Here is a 19,618-nt window from a genome sequence, read left to right as displayed (position 1 = left end):
AGGGACGGAGCCGGTTCTTTTATTTATTAGATCTCGGCAGGAGCCTGCACTCCGAGCAGCTGTAAGCCATCGGCTAAGCACCAGGCAGCCGCTTGGACGAAAGCGAGCTTAAGGCAACGCTCGTCAACGTTATCCGTTATTATTTTTTCATGATGATAGAAACGGTTGAACGTCTGCGCCAAGTCGATCAAATAGCGTGCGAGCACAGATGGCTCGTAACGCTCGGCAGCTTGGACAAGGATATCGGGGTAACGCATCAGCGCTTTGGCAAGCCGCCAAGTGGCATCCCCTTCGGCGTAATTGTAATCCAATTGGGTTACTCCAGCGTGGTCTGCATGATCTTTTACGGCTTTTCTAAGCAGGCTCTGCGTTCTCGCATAGGTGTATTGCACATAGGGCCCAGTCTCGCCCTCGAAGCTCAGAATATCCTCGAAGGTAAAGTCGACCTCAAGCGTCCGTGAATGCTTCAAATCTCCGAATACGACAGCTCCGATACCGACAGCCTCAGCAACCTCAAGCTTCGTGCTCAGAGCAGGATTCTTCTCCTCGATTTTGAGCAGAGCATGGCGAACAGCTTCATTAAGCACATCCTCCAGAAAGACGACCTTCCCTCTGCGCGTGGACATTTTGTGCCCATCCATCTTCATCAGGCCGAACGGAATATGTTTGCATTGCTGCGCAAAGTCCAGTCCCAGCTTGCCAAGGACGAGAAACAGCTGGCGAAAATGCAGTGATTGCTCAGCGCCAACCACATAGAGCAGCTCGCTGCCAAGCATCACTTCATGGCGATAGATAGCGGTAGCGAGATCGCGTGTAGCGTAGATCGATGAGCCGTCCGATTTCTTAATCATACAAGGGGGCAGATCATATTCATCCAGCCGTACGACCTGGGCGCCATCGCTTTCCTCGAGCAGGCCTTTCTCCACAAGCCTAGCGACGACTGCATCCATTTTATCATTGTAAAAGCTCTCGCCTAAGTAATGATCGAACTTCACGCCAAGCCGGTCGTACAGCTTCTGGAACTCGACCATACTGTCTGCTATAAAAGTCTGCCAGTAGCCTTGGGCTTCCTCGTCTCCAGCCTCCAGCTTCGTGAACCAAGCTCTTGCCTCGTCTTCCAATTCAGGATGAGCTTCGACTTCCTTGTGAAACCGAACATAGAGCTCTAGGTAGGCTTTGATCGGGTCAGCGGGCTTATGGGCCGGATCACCCCAATTGAGGTAGGCAACAATCATCTTGCCGAATTGTGTGCCCCAGTCACCGAGGTGATTCACACTGACCGTCTGATAACCCACCTTGTTCAAAATATGATACAGCGAGTTGCCGATCATCGTCGAGCGTAGATGGCCGATCCCGAAGGGCTTCGCTATGTTGGGCGATGAAAGGTCGATAATGACACGCTTGCCTTGGCCGATGTTCGGGACGGGGACTGCTTCGCTATGCCAAGCCTCAAGCAGCTTCTGGGAAGCGAGCGCCCGATTGAAGCGGAAATTGACATAAGGCCCTGCTGCTGTAGCGTGCCAATCCTCGCTTATGAGCGCTGCGGCAAGCTTCTCGGCAATACTGTTGGGGCTTTGCTTCAGCTCCTTGGATAAAATATAGCAGGGGAAAGCCACATCTCCCAGCTCTTCATTTGGTGGGAATTCCAGCACATGAATAATAGCTTCTTCCGTTAGATTGACAGCTGCAGCTAGTTGCTGTGCGACCATTTTCATTAACATAAGAGATATGCCTCCTTCAGGTTTGAAAAACAACAGAAAAACCCCGTCTCTATGAAGAGACGGGGTTGAATGCCCGTGGTACCACTCTTGTTACCCATTAAGCCGGTAAGGGCTGGATAGGTATCTCGCCGTTGTAACGGTGCTGAACCGGACATGCCTAGTGAACGCTTCCTAAGAAGGGTCTCCTTCAGCAAGTCATCTCCCGGGTCCTCTTCGCCTCATCCGACATCACCGGCTTTCACCGCCCCGGCTCGCTGCTCATGCATGAATAAGGTTACTATCCCGTTCCTCGATGTTATTCCAGCAATAATAAATGAAATGGAGCGAAAAATCAATCTATTATCTTCCCCGCGTGCTTAGAATCGTAAGAAAGGCGTTAGAAGCCTCGAAGCCGCGCATTGTGCTGAGCGGCTTGCCGCCTTCATACAGAACAAGAGTGGGCGACGAGCTGATTTCCAGCGGGGCTGCTGCGCCTGCATAGAAATCGATATAAATGGCGGCAATATTCATGTCAGCAGCTAATGCTGGAAGAAGGTCTTGCAGCCTGCTTTCAATGTGCCCGCATGCGTTGCAGAAGCTGGTACGGTAGAGCACGAGCAGTGTCTGACCGCTAGCAATGGCCTCTTCAAGCTGTATGTCCGTCATGATATGAATGGTCATAAGAAGTTCTCTCCTATAGCAAGTCCTTTTCGTCTAGTGTATCACATAAGGCAGATGGAAAGCTGTGCCGAGCCATGTGCAGTGAGGGAGCTATTTGGGTGCGATGAGGGCAATAGCCTCGCGAATAATTGAGCATGAATGGTCCATTTGCTGCTGCTCGTTAGGGGAGAGGTTCAGCTCTACAATTTCCTTAATGCCACTGCGAGTGATGATAGCTGGCACGCCAGCAGCTACGTGGGTTTGCCCATATTCTTGCTCAAGAACAGAGGATACAGCGATGATTCGATGCTCATCATTGAGAATAGAACGGGTAATGTAGGCGAGTGCGTTGCCGATTCCGTAGTGGGTGGAGCCTTTGCGTGTGTAGATTTCCCAGCCGGCGTTTTTCGTTTGCAGCGCAATATCCTCCAGCTTCAAATGCCCGAATCGAACGGGGTGCTGCGCTAGAATATCGAGGATCGGCTTGCCGCCGATTGTAACATGCGACCATGCGGGGAATTGCGACTCTCCGTGCTCGCCGAGCACATAGCCCTGAACGCTGCGCGTGTCGACGGGAAAATGCTCAGACAGCAATGTTTTGAGACGGGAGGAATCAATGGAGGTACCGGTGCCAATCACATGACTGCGAGGCAGTCCAGATAGCTGCCATACGATATAGGTGACGATGTCTACAGGATTAGAGGCCGCCAGAAAAATACCGCCGAAGCCGCTCTGCATAATTCGCGGAATCATTTGCTCATAGATGTCCATTACGGTATCCAGAACATCCATCCGATTATGACCGTTTTTCGGATACGCGCCAGCGCTCAGGATGACGACATCTATATCTGAGCATTGCTCGTAGGTACCTGTATAGATTTTGGTGCGGGAATGGATGAACTCCATGCCATGCGACAGATCGAGCGCCTGTGCATAGGCACGATCCGGTGTCCGATCAATCAGCATGATCTCATCGCATATCGACTGATTGATAAGAGAATAGGCACAGCTTGAGCCTACCTGACCGATTCCGACAATCGCTACCTTGCGCGCCCTGCTTCTCATCATGGCATCATGCTCCTTGATTGCTCAAATGGTTGTTACTCTAATATATGGGCATGCATGCCATTCATGTGACGGTACTGTTAACTATAGGGTCATAGGTGTAACAGTGGACTAACAGACGTGTGCTGTGTCAGCCGATTCTATGCCAGAACACACCATGCTAAATGCTGATTCAGCTAGTTTGGGGAGCGCGAACCAGCATTAAGGCTGAAAACGACCTTAGATGGATGGTTTGGTGCACCAAAGGGTGGATTAAGCTCAAAAACGACCTAAGATGGATGATTTGGCGCACCAAAAGGTGGAATAAGCTCAAAAACAGCCTTAGATGGTTGGAAGTAGCTAGTTTGGGGAGCTTAGACCCAGCAATAAGCCTGAAAACGAACTTAGATGGATGGTTTGGTGCTCCAAAGGGTGGATTAAGCTCAAAAACGACCTAAGATGGTGGGGGTAGCTAGTTTGCGGAGCACGAACCCAGCACTAAGCCTGAAAACGACCTTAGATGGTTGGTTTGGTGCTCATACGGGTGGAATAAGCTGAAAAACGACCTTAGATTGGTGGAAGTAGCTAGTTTGGGGAGCGCGAACCCAGCAATAAGGCTGAAAACGACCTAAGATGGTTGGTTTGACGCACCAAGAGGTGCAATAAGCTCAAAAACAGCCTCAGATCGGTATGAAGAGCGAGTAGCATAGATGTAAGAGGAACTCGTCCCTAGACTATTGTATGTATACATAAAAAAACCCCACCAATCGCACAGCTGCGAATAGTGGGGGGCTGTTGTGTAAACTCAGTCATCGTCTTCGTGTAATGCGACCGGAGCCTTTGCGGATTTTGGGAACGGTCTTCTTCGGCTTCTTGAAGACAGAGCCGGACTTCTTGTTCTCTTTCTCACCACTAGTGATACTGCCCTTCGAGCCGGAGGAGGAATTGCCGCCACTGCCACCTGCTGCGGAGTCTGCATTCTTGGCACGTTTGAATATCGATCCCGTTCGGTTCACAGTCATTGGTGGAGCTTTTTTCTTGTCTTCGACGGTTGGAGCACGGTAAGTACCAGATGGCTTATATACGTCCTTGGAATTGTAACCGCGATAGCTGCCCTTGCCGTATCTGCCATTATCGAATAGATCATCCAGCAAGCTGGCGAGCAAGTAGGCTTGAAGGAAGCTGCTGCTGTAATTCTGACGAACATACTCCTTGGAGTCGACCTCGATTAACGTATCTGCGGGGTCATCCTCGGCTTGCTGAACATGAATGATTTCGTCGGAGTAGACGAGGAACATGCGCTCCGTGCTTTCCTCCGATTGCTGCTGTGGCTGTTTCTTCTCGATAAGCTGGTTCGCGACTTCCGGTACGGTCTGTCCGACTGCACGGTAGACATAGGATGTCTCGTTGCCCGAGCCGTTAACCGATTCAAGCGGATAATCCTCCTTGACCGTATCGGATACTGCACAAGCAGCGAGAAGAGGAACGATAAAGCTTAATATAACAATAATCTTGATGCTATGAAGCCACCACTTTTTAGCCATGTGCTCCTCCTAAAATTTTTGCGGTAGCAAAAATTGCCTCGTAAGCATAACCCCCGTTTTTGCGTTGCAAAAATTACCTCGTAAGCGTAAACTCAATTTTTGCGGTAGCAAAAATTGCTTCGAAAGCATAATTTGCGTAGCAAAACCACGTATGCTTACTACTGTCACGGGCTAATGCCTTATGCGCCCCGCAGTACTTGCACATCTGCGGGCAATACCGATTCACCTACATAGAGCATGAAGCGGCCATCCTGCCACTCGATACGCAGCAGGCGCATATCATCGGACTGATACTGCCATACATGCTGCTCTCCGCCTTGCATGAAGGGGGTTTTGCCGCTCGCGGTAATCATGCCGGAGTAGTTCTCCTCCATATGGTAAGCACGGTCATCGAAATCGAGGGTTGTCGGCACTTCATCGAACGTGTCGAGACGGCCATCGATAGGCTCGTACAAGGCATACACCGTTCTTTCTCTTTCCTCAATGACCAAGTATTTGATATCCGTACCATCTTGCAGCGTCAGTACAACCGCATTGCGGCTGCGATTCTGTGTTCGTCCGGTTACTTGATACGTAACGAGTGACACTTCGCATACATCGCCCGCAGTCAGTGACAAAATGCTTTTCTCCACCTTGACAGGCTCTGGCTTAGCTAATATATTTTTGATTCGTTTGAATATGCTCATTCGTTAGACTCCTTTGTTCATACGCGTTCTTAGACTGCTCCGATAATGAGGGCGCCTGCGATATGCAGGGCACCTGCAATTAGTGCATAGCCGATCTTGCCTTTATGGATGCCTTGTTCGAGCTTAATGCCCGCGGCAGCTGAGAATATGAGTCGGAAAATCGCCTCGACAACAACTAAAGTAATGAAGGATACAACGGAGAACAAGAGCGCTTCCCACATGTAAGTGGATTGTACAATCGATTGTGCTAAAATGAACGCTTGTGCGCCAAGCTTCATTACGAACCTTGTCGTTACCGCGGTATTGCCATCCTTCATTTCTTGGAAATCATGATATTTGGTCGTTAAAGAGTCTAGATACATCAGAATAAACAGCAGCAGTGCGCCTGCGCCGGTCCACACTGGAATTTGCAGCAAATCCGTCCAAGTCATACAATGGCTCCCCCGATATCCCTAAAATAAGTACAAAATCGCCGACGCTGCAATTGGATGTCCAATTGTCACGCCGGCGGTTGGGACGAAGGCCGCAGCCGTTCGTCTTGTTAGTCGTAAGCTGTAACGTTATTCTTTTTTCTCGTACTGCTTAAGCAGGGCAGCGAGCTCATCCTCTACCGCTTTATCCTTGCCAAGAGCAGCGAATTCATCATCCAGTGATTTGCCTTTGGAGCCTAAGAGCTCGTTGCTTGCTTCTGCGCGAGCTTCAGCTTGCAGCATCTTGTCTTCCATGCGTTTCAGTCCAGCGCTTGCCGTATCTGATCCGAAGCCAGCCATCGACTTGTTGATCTGCTCTTGTGCTTTGGCTGCGTTGTAGCGAGCAACGAGCGTCTCGCGTTTGTTCTTCATCTCAGTCAGCTGCTTGCGCATTTCGGCGAGCTTCTCACGAAGGTTGTCGGCTAGAGCCTTGTTCTGGTCGAAGCTTGTTTTGTACTCAGCTGCTTTCGATTCGGCAGCATTCTTCTCCTCAAGGGCACGGCGGGCTAGATCAATATTCTGTGCTTGAGCAGCGATGTGTGCTTGCTCGGTACGTTTCTCTACAAGCTGTGCTTGCTCTTCATACAGCTGCTTGAATTTTTTCTCAAGCGCAATTTGTGCGGCAACTGCTTTTTCTGCGTCCTCCAGATCCTCTTGCATGTCGCGGATATATTGATCTGTCAATTTAATCGGATCCTCCGCTTTCTCAATCAGAGAGTACACATTCGACAAGGTGAGGTCACGCAATCTTTTGAAAATTGACATAAGGTAAGCCTCCTAAATTTCATTCTAGTTTATTCCCATTACTTACGATTATACGCTTCAAATAGTTTCATTTGGAATTATTTTATGTTTATTAACAAGAATGAAGGATTGGAGGACAAGGAGTGCATTATGGAGAGAAAGCGGATACAATTAGAGGAGCAACATCATCATTCATAAAATAATCTAGGGAGTGATTAGATGGCTTTAATACAATGCGACTTTTTCTCAGAAGTGCTGGGCATTAGTACGTCAATGACGGTTATTCTTCCACAACAGACATCCTCGCAGATCGGGATGAGCGGTCTGGGGCGTGATGGACGCCATCCAACCTTGTATTTGCTCCATGGTCTGTCTGATGACCATACAATCTGGCTGCGCAGAACGTCCATTGAACGTTATGCTGCTTCGATGGGACTAGCGATTGTGATGCCTAATGTACATAAAAGCTTCTATACCGATATGGCCTATGGCGATCAATACTGGACTTTCTTGACGGAGGAGCTTCCTGCTGTTGCTCGTTCATTCTTCCCGTTATCGGCGGATAGAGAAGACAACTTCGTAGCGGGCTTGTCGATGGGAGGCTATGGCGCATTCAAATGGGCACTTAGCTATCCTGAGCGGTTCGCGGCAGCAGCCAGCTTGTCAGGTGCACTCGATATTGGGCACCTCCATCACAGTGCTAATGCTGATGAAGGCAGCAGGAGGTTGTTCAAGCATATTTATGGCGAGGAAGAAATCGCGGGTACTCCGAATGATCTGCTATGGCTCTTGAAGCAGCAGGCAGAGTCATCCGGTCCCAAGCCGCTGCTCTACCAGTGCTGTGGAACCGATGACTTCCTTTATGAAGATAATGTGACATTCCGCGATGCTTGTCTCCAGACAGAGCTTGAGCTGACCTATGATGAAGGCCCAGGCGATCATGAATGGGGATATTGGGACACGCACATTCAGAACATTCTACGATGGCTCCCGATTCGCAGTGAGCAGTAACTCATTCATCAAAGCAAAAACCTGACCGCAGCGGCGCAGCGGCCAGGTTTTTGCTTTGTTTATAGAGATGTATCCAGTGCAGAAGCGGGCAAAATGTTGTAATTATGCAAGAATTGGAATAGGTCTGAAGCCATGCCTAGCCCACTTATACATACATATCCACAGAGTTATACACATTATCAACATAAGTTATCCTCAAATTTCATGCGGATATTTACAATTTATCCACAAGGCTGTTTATTTCTTTATCCACACAAGGGCCTAGTTCTTAGGGTAGGTAGGAATTAGCATATTGACTCTGACGCAGCGTCATCGTTTAGCATGAGGGTAGAGGAGGTGACCACGGTGGTCAAAGTGAAAGAAGCGGCAAAGCTTGCAGGTGTTAGTGTACGTACACTTCATTATTACGACAGAATTGGACTTTTGAAACCGGCTCAGGTGGGAGAGAACGGCTATAGGCTGTACAGCGAGGAGGACTTCGCCAGACTGCAGCAAATTCTTTTTTTCAAGGAGCTGGATTTCTCGCTGGAGGAGATCAAGAGCATTCTGGACAATCCGAGGTTCGACCGCAAGACCGCGCTGGAGACCCATAAGCAGCTGCTCGTGGAGAAAAAACGCCGCCTCGAGAACATTATTCAATCTGTGGAACAGACGATTGTATCCATTGAAGGAGGAAGAGCGATGACGAAGCAGGAGATGTTCGAACCCTTCGATATGAAGGAAATCAAGGAGCATCAGAAGAAGGTTGAGCAGGAGACGCGGGAGAAATACGGTGCTACGGATGCCTATGTACAGTCGCAGCGCAGGACAGCAGGCTACAAGGAAGAGGATTGGAAGCGAATCAAGGAGGAGCTTGAGGATATATACACCCGAATGATCGCAGCGATGCCTCAGGGGCCAGCCTCTGAAGGGGCGCAGCAGGCGGCAAGTGATCTGTGCAGCCATATTACGAGCAGCTACTATGACTGTACACCGGATATTTTTCGCGGCCTCGGCGATTTGTATGTGAATGATCCCCGCTTTACGAAAAATATTGATAAATACCAAGCAGGGCTCGCTGCATTCCTGCGTGATGCGATGCATGAATACTGCGACCGCTTGTCATGAATCAGCAATAGGCGCGGATGGGCATCGAATGTGAGGGATTATTATTTACAGCGGCAGCAACTGCTGTCATGATTAAGGATGTTTGAATCATTCTACAGATCATGACAGGAGACTTATCAACATGTGGCTAATATTTTCTGTGCTTGCGGCAAGCTGCTTCGGTCTAAGAGGAATTCTCTATCATTGGACCAGCCAGCAGCAGCTTAACCGCAATGCGCTGCTATGCGGAACTTTCTTCTCAGGGGCAGTCATCTGCTTGGTGGGGACGCTTGTAACGGGGCAGGAATGGTCGCTGCCAGCACTCATTGGACTGCAAATGGGGCTGTTCTCCTTCGGTGCCAATGCGAGCATGTTCAAGGGCTTCGCGGTTGGCAAGGCTTCACTTGTTGCCATATTGACCGCACTCCCATCCGTAATCGTCGTTGTTGTAGCGTACGGCTTATGGGGTGAGAGTCTGAATATGATGCAGCTGGCTGCTTTTATCGTCATTGTTGTTGGTATATTACTCGTACGTTACTCGAATGACCTATCCCTGTCTAATCTGCAAGGTGCCGAGTGGGGACTGCTCGCTATGCTGCTGTTCGCGGGCAATGATCTGTCGAGCAAATGGACGACGATGGAGGGAGCAGCGCTTTTCCCTACATTAGTATGCATGTTCGCGATGGGCTCCTTATGCTTCGGCATATGGTGGCTGAAGGATATCAGGGCAGAACGGGCAGCAGTGAATGTGCCAATGGCAGCCGCTGGCGGCTACTCGGAACCGGAACAGGTAGCTTCTGTCTCGGGGGTTAGCAAGCGAGCTGTGAAGGTTAGCTGGAGTGGGAAGCGAACGTTCGTGACGGGCTTGGGGGTCGGCATCACCAATGCAGTCGGGATGATGATGATCATCACCGCATTCGATCTGGGCAAGACGGGACTCGTCTCGGCGGTTACAGCGCTGAATGTGCTGCTCGTGCTGCTCTATACACGGTTCGTCGTCAAAGAAAAATTCACAAGGCTTGAGACAGCAGGCATTGCGACTGCGTTCGCTGGCATCCTGTTTATGCGATTGTACGGCGGGTAATACTAAAGATAGATAGAGTTAGAAAGAGACAGAGGCGGTATTAACTTCGCGGAGTTAAGAGCTGCCTCTGTCTTTTTTGCCATAGAAGAGGAGTTAGGGAGGAGATTGTCCATTGAACCGGATTGCCAGAGTGGCTCGGAGTGAGATCCTCATTCTGATTATTGCAGCTGTCGTGCTAGGGGCTTTATTATTCGTTAAACCGCTTATTGGAGTAGCTGATAATGGGGATTTCTCCCGAATAATGATTGTGGGCGGCATCGAGTATAGCGATAGCGAGGAATCGTATCGTGACCGTTATTTTGGATATGCACACACGACATACGGCTATGGTCCAATCGGTCTAGGGGGCTATGTATCCTCTCAGCTCTTGATTGTCTTCTTAGCAGGGATGATCGGCAGAGTGCTTAACTCGCAGCTATTCGATATCCGCGTGCTCTCATTTCTGTATACCATTCTACTGCTGGCAGCCCTCTACTGCATCGTTCGATTCAATAAAAGAAGCTCAATTGTATTCAACACCGTACTGGTTGTCAGCTTGTCTCTCGTATTCCTGGATGTGGGCTATGCCGCCTATTTCAATTCTTTTTTCGGAGAGGCGATTACATTAATTTTCATGCTGCTGACCTTCGGGCTGGCACTAGCTATTATAAGAAGCGATCATCCAACGAGGTGGCTGCTAACTGCTTTCTATCTATCCAGCATGTGCCTCATCGCTACTAAGCTGCAGAACGCGCCTATTGGTCTAGTCATTATAGTACTTGGCTTGCGATTATGGCAGATTCGGAGTGATCAACCTTGGCGGAAATCCATTCTCATCTGGTCGGCGGTGCTGCTGCTAACAACGGTAGGGATGTATGCTGGAGCACCGCGCGAGCTGAAGCAGATTAATCTATATCAGACGGTATTCTTCGGTATATTGAAGGATTCGCCGGATCCTGCAAGGGATTTGAGGGAGCTGGGCCTGCCGGAGGCATTCAAGGTGAATGCGGGCACGAATTATTTTCAGAAGGATACGGTTATAAAGCAAAATGATCCGCGCATCGTAGAAGCGCTCGGAGAGCTTAGTCATAAGGATGTGCTGCTGTATTATGCAAAGCATCCTCAGCGGTTTATCGACAAGCTGGAGCGGGCCGCGGACAATGGGATGAGCATTCGCCCTTATTATCTGGGGAGCTATGATCAAACTGAGGGGAATAAGTACGGTGCTGTCAGCTATGCCTATTCGACCTGGAGCCAGTTCAAGAACATGCACATTCCGCGTGAGCTATGGCTGGTTGCCCTATTCTTCGCAGCCTATATCCTCGTGCTTGCTGTTCATTATGTGCGGACGCGCTCACTAAGAACGCGTATGTATCTCGAGACGCTGCTCGCTGTCGCACTCGTGGGCATGTTCGGCTTCGCCATTCCGCTGCTAGGGGACGGGGAGGCTGATCTTGGCAAGCATTTGTTCCTGTTCAATGTCTGCTTCGATATGATGGTGGTGACGAGCGTGATGTACGTGGTATGGCATGGTGTCAGGATGATCGGCAGGCGCGCTTAAAGATTGGTATGAACAAAAAGAGAGCTCGCACTAGTGGTAGGTATACCACTGGCTGCGAGCTTTGCTGCGTGTTACTGCTGCTGTCCTGGACGAATGCGAACAACACCAATCTCTGAAGCGTTAATGGCAAACGCGTTACCGCCTTGACCAATAAGAGCATTGGCAGATTGTCCGACGCGGATGTTGGTTTTACCATTTCCCCATTTCACAACGTTTTTGTTGGAAGATTTACGACTCATAGCAATCACCTCCTTATCTCTTATAGTTAAATAAGAGATTAAGGCTAACGACGACGGCGGTGCTGCTTGCCTTTGGCAATTTGAACGTTGACGGCGTTGCTGGCAAGCACATTTCCTTGTGTAGAAGTGGCGGTAGCAGTCTGATAGATATTAATGACTATGAAATTGTTAAGGCCAACACGATATTTATAAGTCTTTACATTCGAGTGGAGCACAAGGTTACCTCCTTCTTTGCAACGGATCATACAACGTATGCGAAGGAGAGACAGGCTGAAGCGGCAGATGCTCCGAGCGATTTATCACGTTGTGCTTCTTTTATAGGCGGCAGGGGTCATACCGGTGAATTTCTTGAACATGCGGTGAAAATGAGGCAGGCTCTCGAAGCCGCACTCATCGGCTATTAGTCGAATGCTCACGTCGCTTGCCAACAGCAGCTCCTTCGCCCGAATGATCCGCTTCAGCGTGACGTATTCGGTCACGTTCATGCCCGTCAGCTGCTTGAAGACGCGGGAGAAATGAGCAGGAGTAACGGCTGCCATCTGGGCAAGAGCTGACAAGCCGAGCGGCGCTTCCGGCTGCTGATCAATATGGAGCAGAATGCTGCGCATCCACTGTGGTCCAATTAAAGAGGCTTCTGAGCTGGAAGCATCATGATTCATAGAGTTGCTAGGGATGATGCTGCGGTTCAGCAGCAATAGGATCTGCTCAAGCTGCAGCAGTACGGCCTGACGATAGCCAGGCTGCTGCTCCTGCCGCTCCCGCTGAAGCTCCTCGATAAGGCTCTCGAGCCTCGCTTGCTCGTGATGGGCTGGCTCGAGCTTGTAGCTCTTGTGCTGCTTGGCATGCTCGAAGCAGCGCAAGTAGGAGAAGGAATCCCCTAATGATGCTGTCTGGACGACAATAGCGCTGAAGAAGATGGCCGTCGATGTAACCGGCTCTATTTTGTCAGGGAGTGAGCGGTGGATCGTATTGCCTGGAATAAGGAACAGGTCGCCGCGCTTCATATCGTAGAAGGTCTGATCGATGAAGAAGGTGCCTTTCCCTTCATAGATGTAGACCATTTCGTACCAGTCATGGAGATGGTCCGGCAGCTCGGTCTGCCAATGCTTCTTATCTCTGTAATTGCAGTCGAATGGGAACGGGGAGCTGAAGTCGAACGGCTTGCGGAAAGGTTTCATAGGGCAGCCTCCTTAGCGATACAGATGATGAGCTAATGTATGGGTGTATGAGATCAAAATAGAGTATATATATGCAGGATTACGCTATTTTTAAATTCATTATTGTCTTTATAATAAGAGATAAAGAGAAGCATCGCAATGGAATAGACTCCTGTAGGCCAATCAAATTTGAGAATAGTGAAAACGCTGACATGAAGGGACTGGCATGGATGAGAATGGATGCACATCAGCATTACTGGTCAATCGAGCGTGGTGATTACGGTTGGATTACTCCGGAGTTACCGGTGCTCTACCGTGATTATCTGCCAGAGGACTTAAGGCCGTATCTCGATAAGCATGGGATACAGAAGACGATTGTGGTGCAGGCTGCTCCCACGCTTGATGAAACCGAATATTTGCTTGCGCTAAGCGAGCAATCGGATACGATAGCAGGTGTTGTCGCATGGCTGGACCTGAAGGACCCGCACCACTATTCCCATTACGAGCGCTTCCGTGCTCATCCGAAGCTTGTTGGCTTCCGGGCGATGATTCAGGAAATGCCTGACGCGAAGGAAGTGTTGGAGCCTTATTTCATTGAAGCCTTGAAGCTATATGCGGAGCGGGACATCCCCGTTGATCTGCTGGTTGTCTCCCATCAGCTGGGCGCAGTCGTCGAGCTGCTTGATCAAGTGCCGAACCTGCGCGGCGTTGTTGACCATATAGCCAAGCCGCGAATCGCGGCAGGCATGCTGGAGCCATGGCGCAGCCAAATGGCAGAGATAGCGGGCCATAAGCAAATCTATTGCAAGCTGTCAGGCATGGTTACGGAAGCGGATCATGATGCGTGGAAGCCGGAGCATTGTGTACCGTATATTCGTCACGTATTGGAGCAATTCGGGACGGAGCGGGTCATGTTCGGCAGTGATTGGCCGGTCTGTCTGCTTGCTGCAAGCTATGACCAGGTTGTGGATGTATTGATTAAGGCATTGCCAGAGGACTATAGCGAAGCAGATAGAGAGCGGTTATTCGGACTAAATGCGAAGGAGTTTTATAAATGCTAAATACATTGAATCATTCTGTGTTGAACGGTGCAGATCACGAGCAATATGAAGCCATACAGGCAAGTCCAATTACGATATTGCAGATTGGAGAAGGCAACTTCCTGCGTGGATTCTTTGATTGGATGCTGCAGGAATGCCGGAAGCAGGGGTTGTATTCGGGAAGTATTGCTGTCACACAGCCACGTCGAGGCGGCAAGCCGAAGATCGATTCGCTTGCGGCGCAGGATGGTCTATATACGCTCGTTATTAGAGGACTCGAGAATGGTACGCGCGCCCAGCGCAAGGAAATCATATCGGTGTTCAAGCAAGCATTCGATCCTTATTCGAATTGGGAGACGTTTATTGCATTGGCAGAATCACCGGATTTGCAGTTCGTTATATCGAATACGACGGAAGCGGGCTTAGCCTATCGACCAGAGGCGCTTGTCGAAGGACAGCCGATCGAATCATTCCCAGGCAAGCTTACTTATTTGCTGTACCGCCGCTTTCTGGCTTTCGAAGGCGACGCAGAGCGTGGACTGATCTGCTTGCCATGCGAGCTGCTGGAGCGTAACGGCGATGAGCTTAAGGCATGCGTGCTGAAGTACAGTGAGGATTGGGAACTGCCGGATGCATTCGTGACGTGGGTGAATGAGCATAACCGCTTCCTCAATTCCCTGGTTGATCGTATTGTAACGGGTTATCCCGATCAAGCGCAGGCGGAGCAGTGGTTCGAGGAGTGGGGCTACACGGATGCCAGCCTGAGCACGGCGGAGCCCTACCACTTCTGGGCGATTGAAGCTGAGCCAGAGCTGGGTGAGAGGCTGCCGCTTGCTAAGGCTGGACTTAATGTGCACTGGGTGAAGGAGCTTAAGCCCTTCCAACTGCGCAAGGTTCGTATTCTCAATGGTGCTCATACGCTGATGACGCCTCTTGCACTCGTTCATGGCATAGAGCAAGTGCGTGAAGTGATGGAGCATGAGGAGCTGGGCGCATTCATTCGCGCAGCAGTGGAAGAGGAGATTATTCCAACACTGCCATTGCCAGCGGAGGAGCTGAAGGATTATGCCGCAGCGGTATATGAGCGGTTCTTGAATCCGTTCATTCGTCACCGTCTCAGCGATATTGCAATGAACAGCATTAGTAAATTCAAGGTAAGGCTGCTGCCATCCTTGCTGTATTATGCAGAGAATGGACAGCCGATGCCGGCTCGATTAGTACGAGGCTTCGCGGGACTGCTTCGTTATTATAAGGTGACACGAACAGGCGATAGCTATGAAGGCGTTGATCTGAACGGCAGCATATATATCGTTCGTGATGATGCGGCTGCACTTGAGGCGTTGGAAGCAGCTTGGGCACAGGCAATGGCTAGCAGGGAGTCTGGAAGGGATACCGCGTCAAGGTTGCTCGCGCTTCATGAGGTATGGGGACAGGATTTGTCCAAGGTGGAAGGGCTCGCGGAAGCAGTGGCTGAGTATTTGACGGAAATGGAGAGAGAGCTGGCATGAACAACTGGATTCGATTGCATGAGCAGGACCATGTCGTCATATCGTTAGCTCCGCTGCACAAGGGCGACCGCCTGCTATTAGAAGGCAATAGGGAGCTTGAGCTGCTAGAGGATGTACCGAAGGGTCACAAAATAGCAGCTTCTCCTATCGCAGAAGGCAGCCATGTGTTGAAATTCGGCTATTCCATCGGAGTAGCTAAGACAGCCATTGAGGCAGGCAGCTGGGTGCATACGCATAACCTGGGCACAGGGCTGAAGGGCTTCGTGGATTATTCGTTCGAGCCGACAGCGGTACAAGAGGTGCTTCCTTCGGCAGGTGCTCGCGCACAGACCTTTCAGGGCTATGTAAGAGACAATGGAGAAGTCGGTATTCGCAACGAGATCTGGGTCATTAATACGGTAGGCTGCATTAATAAAACCTGTGAGATCGTAGCGAAGCAAGCGGATAAGCTGTACGCGGGGCGTGTGGAAGGGGTATATCATTTTGCCCATCCGTTCGGCTGCTCGCAGCTCGGAGATGACCTGACGCATACGCAGAAGCTGCTTGCCTCGCTCGTTAATCATCCGAATGCGGCAGGCGTGCTTGTAATGGGGCTTGGCTGTGAGAACAACCAGATCGACTCCTTCAAGGAGGCAATCGGGGATTACAATCCGGATCGAGTGAAGTTTCTGAAATCGCAGGAGGTTGAGGATGAGCTGGAGGCGTCTCTTGAGCTTATAGAGGAGCTGGTCGAGTATGCCGAGAAGTTCAAGCGTGAGCCTGTGCCTGTGTCGAAGCTGAAGCTGGGACTGAAATGCGGCGGATCTGATGGACTGTCCGGCATAACAGCGAATCCGCTTGTCGGTACCGTATCGGATCGGCTGATTGAGGCTGGAGGAACGGCGATACTGACTGAGGTTCCAGAGATGTTCGGAGCGGAGACGATACTCATGAACCGCGCGGAGAATGAGCAGGTATTCGGCAAAATCGTTCATCTGATTAATGATTTTAAGCAATATTTTATCCGTCATGATCAAGAAATCTACGAGAATCCTTCTCCGGGCAATAAGGCTGGCGGTATCAGTACGCTGGAGGAGAAGTCGCTCGGCTGCACGCAAAAGGGTGGTCATGCGGTCGTTACGGACGTCGTTCCTTATGGTCAGCGCGTGACGCATACAGGGCTTAATCTGCTCGAGGCTCCGGGCAATGATCTTGTATCTGTAACGGCTCTATCGGCAGGCGGCGCCCATATTGTATTATTCACAACGGGAAGAGGAACGCCGTTCGGCGGGCCAGTACCAACGGTGAAGATTGCTACGAACAGTGAGCTGGCCCAGCGCAAGAAGAATTGGATTGACTTCAATGCTGGTCAGCTGCTGGAGGATAAGAGCATGAATGAGATGACCGACGAGCTGTGGGATCAGCTGATCCGTCTGGCATCGGGAGACATACAGACGAACAATGAACGCAACGGCTTCAAGGAAATTGCGATTTTCAAGGATGGGGTAATATTGTAGTGCATGAAGGAAGAGCCAAGGTAATGGATAACTGTGGGATTTATTGAGCACTATGAGGAGAGATTAGCGTGAAATATAGAAAGCTGGGCAATACGGGGCTGGATGTGTCGGTGCTTAGCTTCGGAGCATCCTCGCTGGGATCGGTATTCCGCGAGACGAATGAGGCTGAGGCGATCCGAACCGTCCATACCGCCATCGACGCAGGCATTAACTATATCGATGTATCACCCTATTACGGTCAGACCAAAGCAGAGACTGTCCTTGGAAAAGCTGTGCGCGAGCTGCCGCGTGACAAGTTCCTGCTATCCACTAAGGCGGGCCGCTACGGTGAGGCATCGTTCGATTTCTCCGAAGCGCGGATCATTGCAAGCCTGGAAGAAAGTCTGGTGCGGTTAAATACAGATTATATAGACCTGATGTTCCTGCATGATTTGGAGTTCGTCACTCCTATGCAGGCGCAGGAAGCGATCCCAGCGCTGCAGAAGCTGAAGGAGCAAGGGAAGATCCGATACTTCGGTATCTCAGGCTTACCGCTGGAATTATTCGAGAAATGGCTTCCGAATTCGGATATTGAAGTGATTTTATCCTATTGCCATTACTCCTTAAATGATACGTCACTGCTCGAGCTGCTTCCTCTTACAGAGAAGCAAGGTGTAGGACTTGTGAATGCTTCGCCGTTGTCGATGGGGCTGCTGGGTACAAGAGGAACACCGGATTGGCATCCTGCCAGCGCGCGGCTTAAGGAGCTCTCGATGCAGGCGGCTCAGCACTGCGCCAGCCGGGGCACGGAAATCGCGAAGCTGGCGGTGCAGTATTCTACAGCGAATGAACGAATTCCGACGACACTCGTAAGTACGGCTAACCCCGATAATATTCGCCGCAATGCGGAGTGGACGGATGAGCCGATTGATGAGCACCTGCTTGCTGAGGTGCTGGCTATACTGGAGCCCGTTCATAATGAGACATGGGTGAGCGGGGTAGCGGAATATAATACGGTAATTAATAAAGGGAGCTCGGTGGGATGAGAGGAATCATATGTGAAACCATCGATGAGCTGAGAGCTATTGAGCTGGAAGAACCTGTACTGGCATCATCAGATGAAGCCATTATTCGTATACGCCGGATCGGAATTTGTGGTACCGATATGCATGCCTACAAAGGCAATCAGCCGTTTTTTACGTATCCGCGTGTGCTAGGCCATGAGTTGGCTGGAGTCATAGAGCAGATCGGTGCTAATGAGGCGGGATATGAGGTTGGAGATCAGGTTAGCGTCATCCCATATATGCACTGTGGGCAATGCATTGCTTGTCGCTATGGTAAGACGAACTGCTGCACAGACATGAAGGTGCTGGGCGTCCATATCGATGGTGGGATGAGAGAGCTTGTCTCTCTTCCGCTCAGCCACTTGATCAAGACGAATGGTCTGACGCTGGATCAATCCGCAGTGCTGGAGCCATTCAGTATTGGGGCTCACGCGGTGCGGCGCTCTGATCTTCGTGAGGGAGAGATAGCGTTAGTTATCGGAGCGGGGCCGATTGGCCTTGGGGTAATGGCTTTTGCGAAGCATACAGGCGCGAATGTGATCGCGATGGATATTAACGATGAGCGGTTAGCTTACTGCAAGGAATGGGCTAAGGTGGATCACACGGTCAATGCGCTGGATGATGCGAAGGAGAAGCTTGCAGCGTTAACTGACGGAGAATTTCCTACAGTTGTGTTCGATGCCACGGGCAACGCTCGTTCGATGATGAATGCCTTTGAGCTCGTTGGACATGGTGGGAAGCTCGTCTACGTTGGACTTGTAAAAGCCGACATCACGTTCAATGATCCGGAGTTCCACAAACGCGAAATGACGCTGCTCGGCAGCCGTAATGCCACCATGGAGGATTTCGACAACGTCATCGGCGCGGTCCGCAGCGGCAGCATCGACGTAGACAGCTTCATCACACACCGCGCACCATTCGGTGAGATGATCGAGCAGTTCGACACCTGGCTGAAGCCAGAGTCGAAAGTGATTAAAGCGATGGTCGAGCTGTAGGGTACAGCAGACCTCAAGTAGTTGGTGGTGCTAACTAGCTTGATAAGGGCTGAATGCTGCAGCAAGCATGGGTGCTCCCAAGTAGCCGAAACCGAGCCGAATGCTGCATAGCGAGCAACATTATCGCTTCCAAGTAGCCGAATCCGAGCCAAATGCTGCAAGAAGAGCAGCGTTATGGCACGAGAGTAGCCGAACCTGAGCCGAATGCTGCAAAAAGTGCAACATTATGGCCCCAAGTAGCCGAATCCGAGCCATAATGTAGCAACAAGCAAGTGCAACATTATGGCTCAAAGTAGCCTAGTGGGTGATAATGTTGCACAAAGGTCAGCATTATGGGCGGTAGAGGCTCTAGTTGGGCGATAATGTTGCAGAAAGGTCAGCATTCTGGTCGGAAGAGGCCCCAGATGGGCGATAATGTTGCAGAAAGGTCAGCATTATGGGCGGTAGAGGCTCTAGTTGGGAGTAGAGTCCATATACTTGTGTAAATAGCTATAGGCAAAAAAAGAGAGCCATAGTGAAAATCCTCGGTTAGAATGAGGTTGTCGAGACAACATTCAGAGGAGGATTTTCA

Annotated in this window: 19 protein-coding genes and 1 other annotated feature; of the genes, 9 read left to right on the top strand and 10 right to left on the bottom strand. The window is 50.4% G+C overall.

Translation table 11 applies throughout. The features are described 5' to 3' along the window. Window positions 1–26 precede the first annotated feature (26 nt). The 7 genes from argS to AC6ESP_RS28490 form a co-directional block, all read right to left on the bottom strand. A complete protein-coding gene (gene argS / locus AC6ESP_RS28520; RefSeq protein WP_497100155.1) occupies window positions 27–1,721 on the bottom strand; it encodes an arginine--tRNA ligase in 1,695 nt (564 codons plus the stop codon). A gap of 52 nt (window positions 1,722–1,773) precedes the next feature. Next, window positions 1,774–2,020: a binding site (T-box leader), on the bottom strand. Window positions 2,021–2,060: 40 nt separating this feature from the next. Further along, complete coding sequence (locus tag AC6ESP_RS28515; RefSeq protein ID WP_497100154.1) at window positions 2,061–2,381, bottom strand: thioredoxin domain-containing protein; 321 nt, start codon at window positions 2,379–2,381, stop codon at window positions 2,061–2,063. Between the two features lie 90 nt (window positions 2,382–2,471). Beyond that, window positions 2,472–3,425: an L-lactate dehydrogenase gene (locus tag AC6ESP_RS28510; RefSeq protein ID WP_497100172.1), complete on the bottom strand. Its 954-nt coding sequence runs from the start codon at window positions 3,423–3,425 to the stop codon at window positions 2,472–2,474. Between the two features lie 788 nt (window positions 3,426–4,213). Next, window positions 4,214–4,948, bottom strand: coding sequence for a DUF4247 domain-containing protein (locus AC6ESP_RS28505; RefSeq protein WP_497100153.1), 735 nt, complete (start codon window positions 4,946–4,948; stop codon window positions 4,214–4,216). 179 nt (window positions 4,949–5,127) lie between these two features. Next, window positions 5,128–5,634, bottom strand: a complete 507-nt coding sequence (locus AC6ESP_RS28500; protein WP_497100152.1) for a DUF4178 domain-containing protein — start codon at window positions 5,632–5,634, stop codon at window positions 5,128–5,130. Between the two features lie 29 nt (window positions 5,635–5,663). Further along, the gene (locus AC6ESP_RS28495; protein WP_497100150.1) at window positions 5,664–6,065 is read right to left on the bottom strand and encodes a DUF350 domain-containing protein; all 402 of its coding nucleotides are present in this window, start codon (window positions 6,063–6,065) and stop codon (window positions 5,664–5,666) included. Window positions 6,066–6,194: 129 nt separating this feature from the next. Beyond that, a complete protein-coding gene (locus tag AC6ESP_RS28490; RefSeq protein WP_497100149.1) occupies window positions 6,195–6,869 on the bottom strand; it encodes a PspA/IM30 family protein in 675 nt (224 codons plus the stop codon). A gap of 198 nt (window positions 6,870–7,067) precedes the next feature. Here AC6ESP_RS28490 and AC6ESP_RS28485 point away from each other — a divergent pair, with 198 nt between their 5' ends. The 4 genes from AC6ESP_RS28485 (at window position 7,068) to wsfD (ending at window position 11,569) form a co-directional block, all read left to right on the top strand. After that, complete coding sequence (locus AC6ESP_RS28485) at window positions 7,068–7,859, top strand: alpha/beta hydrolase (RefSeq protein WP_497100148.1); 792 nt, start codon at window positions 7,068–7,070, stop codon at window positions 7,857–7,859. Window positions 7,860–8,204: 345 nt separating this feature from the next. Beyond that, window positions 8,205–8,966 carry a MerR family transcriptional regulator gene (locus AC6ESP_RS28480; RefSeq protein ID WP_497100147.1) on the top strand — a complete coding sequence of 254 codons (762 nt, stop codon included), beginning with the start codon at window positions 8,205–8,207 and terminating at the stop codon, window positions 8,964–8,966. Window positions 8,967–9,087: 121 nt separating this feature from the next. Beyond that, window positions 9,088–10,029 carry an EamA family transporter gene (locus AC6ESP_RS28475; RefSeq protein ID WP_497100146.1) on the top strand — a complete coding sequence of 314 codons (942 nt, stop codon included), beginning with the start codon at window positions 9,088–9,090 and terminating at the stop codon, window positions 10,027–10,029. Window positions 10,030–10,141: 112 nt separating this feature from the next. Next, entirely contained in the window at window positions 10,142–11,569 is a 1,428-nt protein-coding gene (wsfD, locus tag AC6ESP_RS28470; RefSeq protein ID WP_497100145.1) for a glycan biosynthesis hexose transferase WsfD, read from the top strand. A 71-nt stretch (window positions 11,570–11,640) separates the two neighbouring features. On the opposite strand, the gene AC6ESP_RS28465 is transcribed toward wsfD, so the two are convergent. The 3 genes from AC6ESP_RS28465 to AC6ESP_RS28455 form a co-directional block, all read right to left on the bottom strand. Then, on the bottom strand, window positions 11,641–11,808 hold the full coding sequence (locus tag AC6ESP_RS28465) for a hypothetical protein (RefSeq protein WP_497100144.1): 168 nt from the start codon (window positions 11,806–11,808) through the stop codon (window positions 11,641–11,643). Between the two features lie 44 nt (window positions 11,809–11,852). Further along, the gene (locus AC6ESP_RS28460; protein ID WP_497100143.1) at window positions 11,853–12,023 is read right to left on the bottom strand and encodes a hypothetical protein; all 171 of its coding nucleotides are present in this window, start codon (window positions 12,021–12,023) and stop codon (window positions 11,853–11,855) included. Window positions 12,024–12,107: 84 nt separating this feature from the next. After that, window positions 12,108–12,986 (bottom strand): helix-turn-helix domain-containing protein, encoded by an 879-nt coding sequence (locus tag AC6ESP_RS28455; RefSeq protein WP_497100142.1) that lies wholly within the window; start codon window positions 12,984–12,986, stop codon window positions 12,108–12,110. Between the two features lie 209 nt (window positions 12,987–13,195). Here AC6ESP_RS28455 and AC6ESP_RS28450 point away from each other — a divergent pair, with 209 nt between their 5' ends. The 5 genes from AC6ESP_RS28450 to AC6ESP_RS28430 all read left to right on the top strand — a co-directional run bounded on the left by AC6ESP_RS28450 (window position 13,196) and on the right by AC6ESP_RS28430 (window position 19,047). Continuing rightward, a complete protein-coding gene (locus AC6ESP_RS28450; RefSeq protein WP_497100141.1) occupies window positions 13,196–14,026 on the top strand; it encodes an amidohydrolase family protein in 831 nt (276 codons plus the stop codon). Further along, window positions 14,020–15,513, top strand: coding sequence for a tagaturonate reductase (locus AC6ESP_RS28445; RefSeq protein ID WP_497100140.1), 1,494 nt, complete (start codon window positions 14,020–14,022; stop codon window positions 15,511–15,513). The genes AC6ESP_RS28450 and AC6ESP_RS28445 overlap by 7 nt, the downstream gene beginning before the upstream one ends. Then, window positions 15,510–17,009, top strand: a complete 1,500-nt coding sequence (locus AC6ESP_RS28440; RefSeq protein WP_497100139.1) for a UxaA family hydrolase — start codon at window positions 15,510–15,512, stop codon at window positions 17,007–17,009. Before AC6ESP_RS28445 ends, AC6ESP_RS28440 begins: the two co-directional genes overlap by 4 nt. A 68-nt stretch (window positions 17,010–17,077) precedes the next feature. Continuing rightward, entirely contained in the window at window positions 17,078–18,034 is a 957-nt protein-coding gene (locus AC6ESP_RS28435; RefSeq protein ID WP_497100138.1) for an aldo/keto reductase, read from the top strand. Further along, window positions 18,031–19,047: a zinc-binding alcohol dehydrogenase family protein gene (locus AC6ESP_RS28430; RefSeq protein ID WP_497100137.1), complete on the top strand. Its 1,017-nt coding sequence runs from the start codon at window positions 18,031–18,033 to the stop codon at window positions 19,045–19,047. The genes AC6ESP_RS28435 and AC6ESP_RS28430 overlap by 4 nt, the downstream gene beginning before the upstream one ends. Window positions 19,048–19,618 lie beyond the last annotated feature (571 nt).

The sequence above is a fragment of the Paenibacillus xinjiangensis genome (genome assembly GCF_059686975.1).
This window is presented reverse-complemented; position numbering and strand designations above follow the sequence as displayed.